Origin of the sequence: Pseudomonas fluorescens (genome assembly GCF_030344995.1) — a bacterium.
Taxonomy (GTDB): Bacteria; Pseudomonadota; Gammaproteobacteria; order Pseudomonadales; family Pseudomonadaceae; genus Aquipseudomonas; species Aquipseudomonas fluorescens_BF.
On the sequence record NZ_CP128260.1, the window covers coordinates 2782242 to 2796774 of the forward strand.

At 61.4% G+C, this 14533-nt stretch carries 11 protein-coding genes; 4 read left to right on the forward strand and 7 right to left on the reverse strand.

Going from position 1 to position 14533, the window contains the following annotated elements:
• Position 1: 1 nt before the first annotated feature.
• From QR290_RS12655 to gloB, 7 genes are all read right to left on the reverse strand, one after another.
• Positions 2 to 1612, reverse strand: a complete 1611-nt coding sequence (locus QR290_RS12655; protein WP_289205071.1) for an ABC transporter ATP-binding protein — start codon at positions 1610 to 1612, stop codon at positions 2 to 4.
• A 1-nt stretch (position 1613) separates the two neighbouring features.
• Positions 1614 to 2633, reverse strand: coding sequence for an ABC transporter permease (locus QR290_RS12660; RefSeq protein WP_007956945.1), 1020 nt, complete (start codon positions 2631 to 2633; stop codon positions 1614 to 1616).
• Position 2634: 1 nt separating this feature from the next.
• Positions 2635 to 3708: a microcin C ABC transporter permease YejB gene (locus QR290_RS12665; RefSeq protein WP_289205072.1), complete on the reverse strand. Its 1074-nt coding sequence runs from the start codon at positions 3706 to 3708 to the stop codon at positions 2635 to 2637.
• Between the two features lie 4 nt (positions 3709 to 3712).
• The gene (locus QR290_RS12670; RefSeq protein ID WP_289205073.1) at positions 3713 to 5554 is read right to left on the reverse strand and encodes an extracellular solute-binding protein; all 1842 of its coding nucleotides are present in this window, start codon (positions 5552 to 5554) and stop codon (positions 3713 to 3715) included.
• Entirely contained in the window at positions 5551 to 7383 is a 1833-nt protein-coding gene (locus QR290_RS12675; protein ID WP_115077414.1) for an extracellular solute-binding protein, read from the reverse strand. Before QR290_RS12675 ends, QR290_RS12670 begins: the two co-directional genes overlap by 4 nt.
• 165 nt (positions 7384 to 7548) lie before the next feature.
• Positions 7549 to 9024, reverse strand: coding sequence for a transglycosylase SLT domain-containing protein (locus tag QR290_RS12680; protein WP_115077415.1), 1476 nt, complete (start codon positions 9022 to 9024; stop codon positions 7549 to 7551).
• Positions 9025 to 9123: 99 nt separating this feature from the next.
• Positions 9124 to 9891, reverse strand: coding sequence for a hydroxyacylglutathione hydrolase (gene gloB, locus QR290_RS12685; RefSeq protein ID WP_289205074.1), 768 nt, complete (start codon positions 9889 to 9891; stop codon positions 9124 to 9126).
• A 65-nt stretch (positions 9892 to 9956) separates the two neighbouring features.
• Between gloB and QR290_RS12690 the strand changes: the two genes are divergently transcribed.
• From QR290_RS12690 to QR290_RS12705, 4 genes are all read left to right on the forward strand, one after another.
• On the forward strand, positions 9957 to 10715 hold the full coding sequence (locus QR290_RS12690) for a methyltransferase domain-containing protein (RefSeq protein WP_085698860.1): 759 nt from the start codon (positions 9957 to 9959) through the stop codon (positions 10713 to 10715).
• A gap of 92 nt (positions 10716 to 10807) precedes the next feature.
• Complete coding sequence (gene rnhA / locus QR290_RS12695; RefSeq protein WP_003224162.1) at positions 10808 to 11269, forward strand: ribonuclease HI; 462 nt, start codon at positions 10808 to 10810, stop codon at positions 11267 to 11269.
• Positions 11270 to 11351: 82 nt separating this feature from the next.
• The gene (gene dnaQ, locus QR290_RS12700; protein WP_115077416.1) at positions 11352 to 12110 is read left to right on the forward strand and encodes a DNA polymerase III subunit epsilon; all 759 of its coding nucleotides are present in this window, start codon (positions 11352 to 11354) and stop codon (positions 12108 to 12110) included.
• Between the two features lie 154 nt (positions 12111 to 12264).
• On the forward strand, positions 12265 to 14520 hold the full coding sequence (locus QR290_RS12705; RefSeq protein ID WP_289205075.1) for an Orn/Lys/Arg decarboxylase N-terminal domain-containing protein: 2256 nt from the start codon (positions 12265 to 12267) through the stop codon (positions 14518 to 14520).
• Positions 14521 to 14533 lie beyond the last annotated feature (13 nt).

Genomic DNA, 14533 nt, shown 5'->3' on the forward strand with positions numbered 1-14533 from the left:
GTTATTGCGCAGTGGCTGGTGCCAGGAAAGCGGCCTCCAGCAACTGCTGTGTATACGGATGTTGGGGGGCGGCAAAGATACTTTGCGCGTCTCCCTGTTCGACCACTTGGCCATGCTTGACCACCATCAGCTGGTGGCTCAGCGCTTTGACGACAGCCAGGTCATGGCTGATGAACAAATACGTCAGGTTGTACTTGGCTTGCAGTGAACGCAACAGCTCCACCACTTGCCGCTGCACCGTCCGGTCGAGGGCCGAAGTCGGCTCGTCCAGCAGGATCAGCGCCGGTTTGAGCACCAAAGCCCGGGCTATGGCAATTCGCTGCCGTTGCCCACCGGAAAATTCGTGGGGGTAGCGGTGCCGGGTTTCCGGATCCAGACCTACCTCCTTCAATGCCGCAATAATCGCCGCTTCCTGCTCGGCGGCGGTGCCCATCTTGTGGATCCGCAAACCCTCGCCAACGATGTCGCTCACGCACATCCGCGGGCTCAGGCTGCCAAACGGGTCCTGAAACACCACCTGCATCTCCCGCCGCAGCGGCCGGACTTCGCTTTGCGTCAGGCAGTCTAGCTGCTTGCCCTCAAAACGGATCGCACCTTGGCTACCGATCAACCGCAGGATCGCCAGACCGAGGGTGGATTTACCGGAACCGCTTTCCCCCACAATCCCCAGGGTCTGACCCTGAGGCAGGCTGAAATTGATGCCGTCCACTGCCTTGACGTGATCCACCGTGCGCTTGAGCAGGCCTTTCTTGATCGGGAACCAGACTTTCAAGTCCTCGACCTCAAGCAGCGGCGCCCCGATTTTATTGCTCGCAGGGCCTCCGCTGGGCTCCGCGCCAAGCAGTTCCCGAGTGTACGGATGCCGCGGCGAACGGAACAGCTCTTCGCACGATGCCTGTTCGACGATGCAACCGCGCTGCATGACACATACACGATGCGCAATTCTTCGCACGAGGTTCAAATCGTGACTGATCAGTAACAGCGCCATGCCCAATCGAGCCTGCAATTCCTTGAGCAGGTCGAGGATTTTCAGCTGAACGGTCACGTCCAGGGCGGTGGTCGGTTCGTCGGCGATCAGCAGTTCCGGCTCGTTGGCCAAAGCCATGGCGATCATCACCCGCTGGCGCTGGCCGCCGGACAATTCGTGGGGCAGGGCCTTGAGACGCTTGTGCGGCTCGGGGATGCCGACCATCTCCAGCAACTCCAGCGTACGCTTGGTCGCGACCTTGCCGGTCAGGCCCTTATGGATCCCCAGCACCTCGTTGATCTGCTTCTCGATCGAGTGCAGCGGGTTGAGCGAGGTCATCGGCTCCTGAAAGATCATGGCGATCCGGTTGCCGCGAATGTGACGGATGGTCTTTTCGCTCAGCTCCAACAGGTTTTGCCCGGAATAGTTGATGCGGCCGGCCGGATGTCGCGCCAGCGGGTAGGGCAACAGGCGCAGGATCGAATGCGCCGTCATCGACTTGCCCGAGCCGGACTCGCCAACCAATGCCAGGGTTTCGCCACGCTTGATGTCGAAACTCACGCCCTCGACCACCCGTTGCACGCGATCGCCGATGCCGAACTCGACGGCGAGGTCGCGGATTTCGATCAGATTGTCCTGATTCATGTCACTTCCTCGGGTCGAAGGCATCGCGAGCGGACTCGCCGATGAACACCAGCAAACTCAACATCAGCGCCAGCACCGCAAACGCGCTCATGCCCAGCCACGGCGCCTGCAGGTTGGATTTGCCCTGGGCTACCAGTTCACCCAGCGACGGACTGCCGGCCGGCAAGCCGAAACCGAGGAAGTCCAGCGCGGTGAGGGTGCCGATGGCGCCGGTGAGGATGAACGGCATGAAGGTCATGGTCGAGACCATCGCGTTGGGCAGAATGTGGCGGAACATGATCGCGCCGTTCTGCATGCCCAGCGCCCTGGCGGCGCGCACATATTCGAGGTTGCGTCCGCGCAGGAACTCGGCGCGCACCACGTCCACCAGGCTCATCCACGAGAACAACAGCATGATCCCCAGCAGCCACCAGAAGTTCGGCTGGACGAAACTGGCGAGAATGATCAGCAGGTACAGCACCGGCAAACCCGACCAGATCTCCAGAAAACGCTGGCCGGCCAGATCGACCCAGCCGCCATAGAAGCCCTGCAAGGCGCCGGCGATCACGCCGATGATCGAACTGAGCACGGTCAGGGTCAGGGCGAACAGCACCGACACCCGGAAGCCGTAGATGACCCGCGCCAGCACATCGCGGCCCTGATCGTCGGTGCCCAGCAGGTTGTCCGCCGATGGCGGGGCGGGAGCCGGGACTTTCAAGTCGTAGTTGATGCTCTGGTAGCTGAACGGAATCGGCGCCCACAGCACCCACGCGTCCTTGGCCTTGAGCAGTTCGCGGATGTACGGGCTCTTGTAGTTGGCTTCCAATGGGAATTCGCCGCCGAAGGTGGTTTCCGGGTAGCGCTTGATCGCCGGGAAGTACCAGTTGTTGTCGTAGTGCACCACCAGCGGCTTGTCGTTGGCGATCAGTTCGGCGCCGAGGCTCAGGCCGAACAGGATCAGAAACAGCCACAGCGACCACCAGCCACGCTTGTTGGCCTTGAACAGTTCGAAGCGCCGGCGGTTGAGAGGGGAGAGGTTCATCTCAATGCTCCCGGCTGGCAAAGTCGATACGCGGATCGACCAGGGTGTAGGTGAGGTCGCCGATCAGTTTCACCACCAGCCCCAGCAGGGTGAAGATGAACAGGGTGCCGAACACCACCGGGTAATCGCGGTTGATCGCCGCTTCGAAGCTCATCAGGCCGAGGCCGTCGAGGGAGAAAATCACTTCCACCAGCAAGGAGCCGGTGAAGAAGATGCCGATGAACGCCGACGGGAACCCGGCGATCACCAGCAGCATTGCGTTGCGGAACACGTGGCCGTAGAGCACGCGATTGCGGGTCAGGCCCTTGGCCTTGGCGGTGACCACGTACTGCTTGTTGATTTCGTCGAGGAAGCTGTTCTTGGTCAGCAGAGTCATGGTCGCGAAGTTGCCGATCACCAGCGCCGTCACCGGCAGCGCCAGGTGCCAGAAGTAATCGAGGACCTTGCCGCCCAGGCTCAGTTCATCGAAGTTGTTCGAGGTCAGGCCGCGTAAAGGAAACCAGTCCAGATAGCTGCCGCCGGCAAACACCACGATCAGCAGAATCGCAAACAGGAACGCCGGGATCGCATAGCCGACGATGATCGCCGAACTGGTCCAGACGTCGAAATGACTGCCGTGCCGTGTGGCCTTGGCGATCCCCAGCGGGATCGACACGAGGTACATGATCAGCGTGCTCCACAGCCCCAGCGAGATCGACACCGGCATCTTTTCCTTGATCAGGTCGATGACCTTGGCGTCGCGGAAAAAGCTGTCGCCGAAGTCCAGCCGGGCGTAGTTCTTGACCATGATCCACAGACGTTCCGGGGCCGACTTGTCGAACCCGTACATCTTTTCGATTTCCTTGATCAGCGCCGGGTCCAGACCCTGAGCACCACGATAGGAGGAACCGGCCACCGACACCTCGGCACCTCCGCCGGCGATGCGGCTGGTGGCGCCTTCGAAGCCTTCGAGCTTGGCGATCATCTGCTCCACCGGCCCGCCGGGCGCGGCCTGGATGATCACGAAGTTGATCAGCAGAATGCCGAACAGGGTCGGGATGATCAGCAGCAGTCGCCGAAAAATGTACGCCAGCATCTGATTACTCCGTGCCCGCAGGGTCGGCTTGCAGTTGGGTTTCGACTTCTACCGCAGGTGGAGTATCGGGTTTGACCCACCAGGTGTTAATGCCGATGTCGTATTTGGGGGAGACTTTCGGGTGGCCGATGTGGTTCCAGTACGCCACGCGCCAGGTCTTGATGTGCCAGTTCGGAATCACGTAGTAACCCCATTGCAGCACACGGTCCAGCGCCCGGGCGTGGGCCACCAGGCTTTTGCGCGAATCGGCGTTGATCAGGTTCTCGACCAAGTGATCGACCACCGGATCCTTGAGGCCCATCGAGTTGCGGCTGCTGGCCTTGTCGGCGGCGGCGCTCATCCAGAATTCACGCTGTTCGTTACCCGGCGAGTTGGACTGCGGGAAGCTGCCGACCATCATGTCGAAGTCCCGCGAACGCACCCGATTGATGTATTGCGAGACGTCGACGCGGCGAATCACCAGATCGATGCCGAGGTCGCTGAGGTTGCGCTTGAACGGCAACAGCACGCGTTCGAATTCGGTCTGCGCCAGGAGGAATTCTATGACCACCGGTTTGCCGGTGGCGTCGACCATTTTGTCGTCGACGATTTTCCAGCCGGCCTCTTGCAGCAACTGATACGCCTCGCGCTGTTGCGCGCGGATCATGCCGCTGGCGTCGGTTTTCGGATTCTCGAAGGCTTCGCTGAACACCTGCGCCGGTAGCTTGCTGCGGAACGGATCGAGGATCGCCACCTGCTCTGCATCAGGCAGGCCGGTAGCGGCCATTTCCGAGTTTTCGAAGTAACTGCGGGTGCGCGCATAAGCACCGTTGAACAGTTGTTTGTTGGTCCATTCGAAGTCGAACAACAAGCCGAGAGCCTGTCGTACCCGCACGTCCTGAAACACCGGGCGGCGCAGATTGAAGACGAAGCCCTGCATCCCGGTCGGGTTGCTGTTGGCAATCTGTTCCTTGATCAGCCGGCCTTCGTTCACTGCCGGCACGTTGTAGGCGTTGGCCCAGTTTTTTGCGGCCATTTCCAGCCAATAATCAAACTGCCCGGCCTTCAACGCCTCCAGCGCGACGGTGTTGTCGCGGTAATAGTCGGTGGTCATCACATCGAAGTTGTAGAAACCGCGATTGGCAGGCAGGTCCTTGCCCCAGTAATCCTTGACCCGCTCATAACGTACCGAACGCCCGGCCTTCACTTCGGTGACCTTGTACGGGCCGCTGCCCAGCGGAATTTCCAGGTTGCCCTTGTTGAAATCACGATCGGCCCACCAATGTTTCGGCAGCACCGGCAGCTGACCGAGGATCAGCGGCAATTCGCGATTGTTGGTGTGCTTGAACTTGAACAGCACCTTGAGCGGATCTTCAGCGATCACTTCCTCAACGTCGGCGTAGTAGCCGCGATACATCGGCGCGCCTTCCTTGGTCAGCGTCTGGAAGCTGAACACCACGTCGTCGGCACGTACCGGGTGGCCGTCGTGAAACTTCGCTTCGGGACGCAGGTAGAAGCGCACCCAGCTGTTGTCCGGGGCCTTTTCGATCTTGCCGGCGATCAGGCCGTATTCGGTGAACGGCTCGTCCAGACCCTGTTTGGCCAGGGTGTCGTAGATCAGGCCGATATCGTCCGCCGGCACGCCTTTGCTGATGAACGGGTTGAGGCTGTCGAAACCGCCGAAGCCGGCCTGGCGGAAGATCCCGCCCTTGGGCGCGTCGGGGTTAACGTAATCGAAGTGCTTGAAGTCGGCGGGGTATTTCGGCGTCTCGTTGTACAGGGTCACGGCGTGTTGCGGGGCGGCCAAGGCCAGCCCGGCGAACAGCAGACCGCTGGCCTGCACGAGCAGGGCGCGGATAGGCTTCATCGATCTTTCTCCGAAGATTTCAGCCACCACGCGCTCAGGCCCAGGGTGTAGGGCGGCGTGGTGACAAAGGCGAACCGGTTGCGGTACGCCAGACGGTGATAATTGAGGTACCAGTTGGGAATGCTGTAGTGCTGCCAGAGCAGCACGCGGTCCAGTGCCTTGCCGGCGGCGACCTGTTCATCGCGGGTGCGGGCGGCGAGCAGTTGCTCGAGCAGGTGGTCGACCACCGGGTTGGCGATGCCCGCGTAATTCTTGCTGCCCTTGACCCCGACCTGGCTGGAGTGGAAGTACTGCCACTGTTCCAGCCCCGGGCTGAGAGTCTGGTTGAGGGTCATCAGGATCATGTCGAAATCGAACTGATCCAGACGTTGTTTGTACTGGGCGCGGTCCACCGTGCGCAGGCGCGCGTCGATGCCGATGCTGTTGAGGTTTTCAATGTACGGCTGGAGGATCCGCTCCAGATTCGGATTGACCAGCAGCAGCTCGAAACCCAACGGCTGGCCGGCGGCGTTCTGCAGGCGCTGACCGTTGAGCTTCCAGCCAGCCTCGGCCAGCAGTGCCAGGGCCTTGCGCATGGTTTCCCGCGGGATGCCGCGCCCGTCGGTCTGCGGCAGCGTGAACGGCTCGGTAAACAGCCGCGCCGGCAGTTGATCCTTGTACGGCTTGAGCATCAGCCATTCGTGGCCGACCGGCAGGCCTTCGGCGCTGAATTCGCTGTTGGGGTAGTAGCTGGTGGTGCGTTTGTAGGCGTCGCTGAACAGCGCGCGATTGGTCCATTCGAAGTCGAACATCAGGCCCAGGGCTTCGCGCACCTTGATATCGGCAAAGGCCGGGCGCCGGGTGTTCATGAACAGACCCTGGCTCTGGGTCGGGATCTGGTGCGGGATCTGCGCCTTGATCACGTCGCCACGACGGATAGCCGGGAAGTTGTAACCGTTGGCCCAGTTCTTGGCCTGATGCTCGATATAGATGTCGAACTCGCCGGCCTTGAACGCTTCGAAGGCCACGTCGCTGTCGCGGTAGAACTCGACTTCCATGCGGTCAACGTTGTACTTGCCGCGATTGACCGGCAGGTCCTTGCCCCAGTAGTCCTTGACCCGCTCGAAAATCAACTGCCGCCCCGGCGTGACCGACGTGATGCGATACGGCCCGCTGCCCAGCGGCGGCTCGAAGGTGGTGGCCTTGAAGTCGCGGCCTTTCCAGTAGTGCTGGGGCAGCACCGGCAACTCGCCCAGACGCAGGATCAGCAACGGATTGCCGCTGCGCTTGAGCACAAAACGAATGCGTTGCGGGTTGAGGATATCGACGCGGAGCACCTCCTGAAGGGCGGTGCGGTACAGCGGATGACCTTCCTTGAGCAGCAGGCGATAGGAAAACGCCACGTCGTACGCGGTGATCGGCGTGCCATCGTGGAAGCGCGCTTGCGGGCGCAGATTGAAAACCACCCAGCTGCGATCCTCGCTGTACTCCACCGATTGGGCGATCAGGCCATAACTGGAGGCAGGTTCGTCCCCGGACGGCGCGTATTGCCCGGTGCCGACCATCAGCGGCTCGTTCAGCTCGTTGATGCCGTACTGCAGGAAATTGGGGGTGGTAACCGGACTGGTGCCCTTGAAGGTGTAGGGGTTGAGCGTATCGAAGGTGCCAAACGCCATCACCCGCAAGGTGCCGCCCTTGGGCGCTTGCGGGTTGACCCAGTCGAAGTGGGTAAATCTGGCCGGGTACTTGAGCGTGCCGAACTGCGCATAACCGTGGCTTTCGGTGATCGTCGCGCTGACGGGGGAGCTCAAGGCCAGGCTGATCAGGAGCAGGAGGAGGGGACGCTTCAAGTCAGATCCGATCCAGGCGGCTTGGGCTTTGTGGGCCGTACAGTAACAGCTTGTATGGACAGGAAAAAGACAGGGGCTTAATGCGCGGTTAATTGTGGGAGTCGACTGCGCCGAAGGTGAAAAATGACAGGCAAAAAAAAGCCCCTGAAATTCAGGGGCTCCTTGTCAGTGCGGCTGGTAGACCGTGAGCATCTGCCCAGGCTTGAGCGCCTTGCCAGCGCCCGGATTCCAGCGCTTGAGGTGCTGCATCTCGACGTTGAAGCGCTTGGCGACCACGTACAGCGTGTCGCCGCGCTTGACCTTGTACTGGGTCTGCTTGCCGTCGTCCTTGTCTTTGGTCTTGCTGGTGGTCTTGCTGTTGGCCGCGATGACCGTATTGATGCGCCCGCCACTCTTGCGTACCGGCGTGCGTTTTGTGGTGTCCTGCATGACCAGGGTCTGGCCGACCTTGAGGTTCTTGCCGGTCAGCTTGTTCCAGCGTTGCAGGTCCTTGACCTCGACCTTGTTGGCCTTGGCGATGGAACCGAGGTTATCGCCGCGCTTGACCCGATAGGCGCGCTTGGCCTGGGCGATCTCGCTCGGATCGGCGCCTTCGAACACCGGTTTCAGCGAACGCGGGCTGATCAGCTCTTCAGGACGCATGGTCTGCAGGCTGGCGGTCAGCAGTTGCGCCTTCGAGGTCGGCACCAGCAGGTGCTGCGGGCCGTCGATGGTGGTGCGCTGCTTGAAGGCCGGGTTGAGCTGGAACAGCTCGTCTTCGTCGATGTTGGCCACCGCCGCGACCTTGGACAGGTCCATGCGCTGGTTGATTTCGACGACCTGGAAGTAAGGTTCGTTGGCGATCGGGTTGAGGTTTACGCCATAGGCTTCAGGCGTCAGAACCACTTGCGAGAGCGCCAGCAGTTTCGGCACGTAAGCCTGGGTTTCCGCCGGCAGCGGCAGGTTCCAGTAATCGGTCGGCAGGCCGAGCTTTTCGTTGCGCTCGATGGCGCGGCTGACCGTGCCTTCGCCGGCGTTGTACGCGGCCAGGGCCAGCAGCCAGTCACCGTTGAACATGTCGTGCAGGCGGGTCAGGTAGTCCATCGCTGCGGTGGTCGAAGCAGTGATGTCGCGACGGCCATCGTAGAAACGGGTCTGACGCAGGTTGAAGTAGCGCCCGGTGGAAGGGATGAACTGCCAGAGGCCCACTGCGTCGGCCCGGGAATAGGCCATCGGGTTGTAGGCGCTTTCGATGACCGGCAGCAGTGCCAGTTCCAGCGGCATGTTGCGTTCTTCGAGGCGCTCGACGATGTAATGAATGTAGAGGCTGCCGCGTTCGCCGGCGTTCTCAAGGAAGGAAGGGTTGCTGGCGAACCACAGGCGCTGTTGCTCGATGCGCGGGTTCACGCCCAGGCCTTCCTGCAGCTGGAAACCGCTGCGCATGCGCTCCCAGATGTCCTGAGGCACCTGCGGGCTGGGCTTTTCCGACAACCAGATAGGCTTCTGCTTGGCTCGCGCAGCAATGTTCGGCGTATGCGTCGCTTCAGTCTGCGGAGCATGGCTGGAACAGCCCGCCAGTGTGGCGGACACAGCCACCGCGATGGCTTGCGCCAGGCGGGTCAATGCATCTGAATTGACGGACTTACGTATGGATGACGACATTGGCTGGAAGTAAGTTCCGGGCAAAAATGTCGGGCGATTCTAGAAAGCGCACCCCCTGCGGTCAACCATTCAGAATTTTTGTACCAAGCGGTGCGCTGCTTAGAACGTATCTTTCCATGCCCGCAGAGCCGCAAAAACCTCACTCGGCGCCCGGTTTTGAGGGCCGTTCCGTTCGTCCACTTTTTGTGTAACTAATATTTCACTGGTACGCAAAAAGGGGTTTGTGAGCTTTTCCAGCGCAAGGGTCGAGGGCAGTGTCATGACGCCGTTCGCACGTTGCTGGGTGACTTTTTCCAGACGGGCGGCGATGTCCAGGTTGCCTGGCTCCACGGCAGCGGCAAATTTCAGGTTGCTCAGGGTGTATTCGTGGGTGCAGTAGACCAGCGTGTCTTCCGGCAACGCTGCCAGACGGCTCAGTGACTGATGCATCTGTTGCGGCGTGCCTTCGAACAGACGGCCGCAACCGGCAGCGAACAGGGTGTCGCCACAGAACAGCAGGCCGTGATGGTAGTAGGCGATGTGCCCCAGGGTGTGGCCGGGCACGGCATAGACGTCGAAGTCCCAGCCGAGCACGCGCACCGTGTCGTTGTCCTTGAGGGCCACGTCCCGCCCCGGAATGCTTTCGCTGGCCGGTCCGTAGACCGTGGCTCCGGTGGCCTTTTTCAGCGTTTCGACGCCGCCGACATGGTCGTGGTGATGGTGAGTGATGAGGATGTCGCCGAGCACCCAGCCCGGATGCGCGTCGAGCCACGCCTGCACGGGGGCGGCATCCCCCGGATCGACCACTGCGCAACGCTGGGTGGCATGATCCTGTAACAACCAGATGTAGTTGTCGGTGAAGGCGGGCAGGGCACTGATCTGTATCATCGTCGAATTCGCCAAGCGGGTAACATTGGCGCATCTTAGAGGTTCCTGGCGTGTTGGAGAATGCAATGATCGATAAAGCGTTCGCTCAGGCCGATCCTGACTGGCTCGCGCTGATCGGTGCAGCCCGTGAATGGCTGTCCGGCCCACTCGGGCAATTTCTGCTGGACGAAGAACGGCGCATGCTCGAAGACGAGCTGGGCCGGTTCTTCGGCGGCTATCTGGTGCACTACGGCCCGTCCGCCGAAACGCCGCCGTCGGCGCCGCAAGTGCAGCGTAATGTGCGGCTTGGCGCGCCGTTGCCGGGCGTGGAGATTGTCTGCGAAGAACAGGCCTGGCCATTGAGCGAGCACGCCGCCGACGTGGTGGTGTTGCAGCATGGCCTGGATTTCTGCCTGTCGCCCCACGGGCTTTTGCGCGAAGCGGCCAGCAGCGTGCGCCCCGGCGGGCATCTGCTGATCGTCGGCATCAACCCCTGGAGCACTTGGGGACTGCGCCATGTGTTCGCCCATGATGCCTTGCGCAAGGCACGCTGCATCTCGCCGTCACGTGTGGCCGACTGGCTCAATCTGCTGGGCTTCGCGCTGGAGAAACGCCGCTTCGGGTGCTATCGTCCGCCGCTCGCGTCACCCAAGTGGCAGGCCCGTCTGGCCGGCTGGGAACGCAAGGCCGGTGACTGGCAATTGTCGGGTGGCGGCTTCTATCTGCTGGTCGCGCGCAAGATCGTGGTCGGCCTGCGTCCGGTGCGGCAGGAGCGCCGCGAGCCGATGGGCAAGCTGATTCCGCTGCCGATGGCCAAGGTCAACCGCCGGCGCATCGAACCGTAAACCTTCTTTATATTAATGGCCGGGTCAAACCCGGCCTCGGCCATTGTCGATCCGTGATCGGCAAGGCCACGCATTTTTCTGGATAGACTGGCATGAGCGAAAGCGTCGATAGCGTAGAACTGTTCACTGACGGCGCCTGCAAGGGCAACCCCGGCCCGGGCGGCTGGGGCGCCTTGCTGGTGTGCAAGGGCGTCGAAAAGGAACTGTGGGGCGGCGAAGCCAACACCACCAACAACCGCATGGAGCTGCTCGGCGCGATTCGCGGCCTGGAAGCCCTCAAGCGTCCGTGCGAAGTGCTGCTGGTGACCGACTCGCAATACGTGATGAAAGGCATCAACGAGTGGATGGCCAACTGGAAGAAGCGCGGCTGGAAAACCGCCGCCAAGGAACCGGTAAAAAACGCCGACCTGTGGAAGGAACTCGACGAGCAGGTCAATCGCCACAAGGTCACCTGGAAATGGGTGCGCGGCCACATCGGCCACCACGGCAACGAACGGGCCGACCAGTTGGCCAACCGGGGAGTGGATGAGGTTCGCGGTTACAAGCAGAGCTGAGCCCTTACCACTGAAACCCTTCCGGCGAGCGTGTTAACATCGCCGCTTTTGCACGATTGACCCCGTTGAGAGCTGAACACTGATGGCCACCAGATCCGTTGTACTCGATACCGAAACCACCGGCATGCCGGTGACCGACGGCCACCGGATTATCGAAATCGGTTGTGTCGAGCTGATCGGTCGACGCCTGACGGGTCGGCACTTTCACGTTTACCTGCAACCGGATCGCGAAAGTGACGAGGGCGCGATCGGCGTCCACGGCATCACCAACGAATTCCTCGTCGGCAAGCCGCGTTTCGCCGAAGTGGCCGACGAGTTCTTCGAGTTCATCAATGGCGCGCAGCTGATCATCCATAACGCGGCGTTCGACGTTGGCTTCATCAACAACGAATTCGCCCTGATGGGCCAGCAGGATCGCGCAGACATCACGCAGCACTGCACGATCCTCGACACCCTGATGATGGCCCGGGAACGTCACCCGGGTCAGCGCAACAGCCTCGATGCCTTGTGCAAACGCTACGGCGTCGACAACTCCGGCCGTGAGCTGCACGGCGCATTGCTCGACTCGGAGATTCTCGCCGACGTCTACCTGACCATGACCGGCGGCCAGACCAGCCTGTCGCTGGCCGGCAACGCCTCCGACGGTAATGGCACGGGCGAGGGCGCGGACAACTCCGCCACCGAAATCCGTCGTCTGCCGGCAGATCGTCAGCCGGGGCGAATCATTCGCGCCACCGAAGCCGAACTGGCCGAACACCAGGTGCGCCTGGAAATCATCGCCAAGTCGGCCGGCGCCCCGGCGCTTTGGACTCAACTGCTGGAAGCCGAAGCTCAGGCGTAAGGCAAAAAGGATCGTCCGAACACATCAGTCGTGTTCGGACGATCCTTTGTTTTTGGCAGTACTGACAACTGGCCACCCTCGCCACATCCGCTCCGACCCTCTACCCTGAGGACATTGGCAGATCACTCTCCGCCGCCTCAGGACACTGAGCCCCATGTACAAAGATCTGAAGTTCCCGGTATTGATCGTCCATCGCGACATCAAGGCCGACACGGTTGCTGGCGAACGCATTCGCGGCATCGCCCATGAATTGGAGCAGGAAGGTTTCAGTATCGTTTCGGCCACGGACTACACCGAAGGCCGGCTGGTGGCGTCGACCCATCATGGTCTGGCATGCATGCTGATCGCCGCCGAAGACGCCAGCACCAACTCCCATCTGTTACAGAACATGGCCGAACTGATCGGTCTGGCCCGGGTGCGGGCGCCGGATCTGCCGATCTTTGCCCTTGGCGAGCAAGTCACCCTGGAAAACGCCCCGGCCGATGCCATGGCCGAGCTCAACCAGTTGCGCGGCATTCTCTACCTGTTCGAAGACACCGTACCGTTCCTGGCCCGACAGGTTGCGCGGGCGGCGCGCAAATATCTGGACGGCCTGTTGCCGCCATTCTTCAAAGCGTTGGTGCAGCACACCGCCGATTCCAACTACTCCTGGCACACCCCCGGTCATGGCGGCGGAGTGGCCTATCACAAGAGTCCGGTGGGGCAGGCGTTTCACCAGTTCTTCGGTGAAAACACCCTGCGCTCGGACTTGTCGGTGTCGGTGCCGGAGCTGGGTTCCTTGCTCGATCACACCGGGCCGCTGGCCGAGGCGGAAGCGCGAGCTGCGCGCAATTTCGGCGCCGATCACACCTTTTTCGTGATCAACGGCACCTCGACCGCCAACAAGATCGTCTGGCATTCCATGGTCGGGCGCGATGACCTGGTGCTGGTGGATCGCAACTGCCACAAGTCGGTGTTGCACGCGATCATCATGACCGGCGCGATCCCGCTGTATCTGTGCCCGGAGCGCAATGAGCTGGGGATCATCGGCCCGATTCCTTTGAGCGAATTCAGTCGCGAATCGATCCAGGCCAAGATCGATGCCAGCCCGCTGACCAAGGGCCGCGAGCCGAAAGTCAAACTGGCGGTGATCACCAACTCGACCTACGACGGCCTCTGCTACAACGCAGAATTGATCAAGCAGAGTCTGGGCAACAGCGTGGAAGTCCTGCATTTCGACGAAGCCTGGTACGCCTACGCGGCGTTTCACGAATTCTTTGCCGGCCGTTACGGCATGGCCACCTCGCGCAGCGAGGACAGTCCGCTGGTGTTCACCACCCATTCCACCCACAAACTGCTGGCGGCGTTCAGCCAGGCTTCGATGATTCATGTGCAGGACGGTGGGGCGCGGCAGCTGGATCGCGACCGGTTCAACGAAGCGTTCATGATGCACATCTCGACGTCGCCGCAGTACAGCATCATCGCCTCGCTGGACGTGGCCTCGGCGATGATGGAAGGGCCGGCCGGGCGATCGCTGTTGCAGGAAACCTTCGATGAAGCACTGAGCTTTCGCCGGGCACTGGCCAATCTGCGGCAACACATCGACGCCAATGACTGGTGGTTTTCGATCTGGCAGCCGCCGGGTGTCGAGGGCATTGACCGGGTGCAGACCGAAGACTGGCTGTTGCAACCCGATGTGGACTGGCACGGTTTCGGTGAGGTCAGCGACGATTATGTTTTGCTCGACCCGATCAAGGTCACTCTGGTCATGCCGGGCCTGACCGCTGGCGGAGCGCTGAGCGACAAGGGGATTCCGGCAGCGGTGGTCAGTCGTTTCCTCTGGGAGCGCGGGCTGGTGGTGGAGAAAACCGGCCTGTATTCATTTCTGGTGCTGTTCTCCATGGGCATCACCAAGGGCAAGTGGAGCACGCTGCTGACCGAACTGCTGGAGTTCAAGCGCAGCTACGACGCCAACGTCAGCCTCGACACCTGCCTCAAGTGTGTCGCCCAGGAAGATCCTGTGCGCTATCGCGGTATGGGCCTGCGCGATCTGTGCGATCAGCTCCACGCCTGCTATCGCAGCAACGCCACCGCCAAACACCTCAAACGCATGTACACCGTGCTGCCGGAAATCGCCATGAAACCGGCCCACGCCTACGATCAGCTGGTGCGCGGCGAAGTCGAGGCGGTGCCGATCGATGAGCTGGAAGGCCGGGTGGCGGCGGTGATGCTGGTGCCGTACCCGCCGGGCATTCCGCTGATCATGCCCGGCGAACGCTTTACCGAATCTACGCGTTCGATCATCGAATACCTCAGGTTTGCCCGTACGTTCGACGCAATGTTTCCAGGGTTCGTGGTCGATGTGCACGGTCTGCAACACGAAAATGAGGGCAATGGGCGGCACTACACCGTCGATTGCGTCAAGGAATGAGGGCTTTTCCGAG

Coding starts and splice junctions, on each gene's coding strand:
- QR290_RS12655 (WP_289205071.1), bottom strand. CDS start 1,612: ATGAATCAGGACAATCTGATCGAAATCCGCGACCTCGCCGTCGAGTTC.
- QR290_RS12660 (WP_007956945.1), bottom strand. CDS start 2,633: ATGAACCTCTCCCCTCTCAACCGCCGGCGCTTCGAACTGTTCAAGGCC.
- QR290_RS12665 (WP_289205072.1), bottom strand. CDS start 3,708: ATGCTGGCGTACATTTTTCGGCGACTGCTGCTGATCATCCCGACCCTG.
- QR290_RS12670 (WP_289205073.1), bottom strand. CDS start 5,554: ATGAAGCCTATCCGCGCCCTGCTCGTGCAGGCCAGCGGTCTGCTGTTC.
- QR290_RS12680 (WP_115077415.1), bottom strand. CDS start 9,024: ATGTCGTCATCCATACGTAAGTCCGTCAATTCAGATGCATTGACCCGC.
- gloB (WP_289205074.1), bottom strand. CDS start 9,891: ATGATACAGATCAGTGCCCTGCCCGCCTTCACCGACAACTACATCTGG.
- QR290_RS12690 (WP_085698860.1), top strand. CDS start 9,957: ATGATCGATAAAGCGTTCGCTCAGGCCGATCCTGACTGGCTCGCGCTG.
- rnhA (WP_003224162.1), top strand. CDS start 10,808: ATGAGCGAAAGCGTCGATAGCGTAGAACTGTTCACTGACGGCGCCTGC.
- dnaQ (WP_115077416.1), top strand. CDS start 11,352: ATGGCCACCAGATCCGTTGTACTCGATACCGAAACCACCGGCATGCCG.
- QR290_RS12705 (WP_289205075.1), top strand. CDS start 12,265: ATGTACAAAGATCTGAAGTTCCCGGTATTGATCGTCCATCGCGACATC.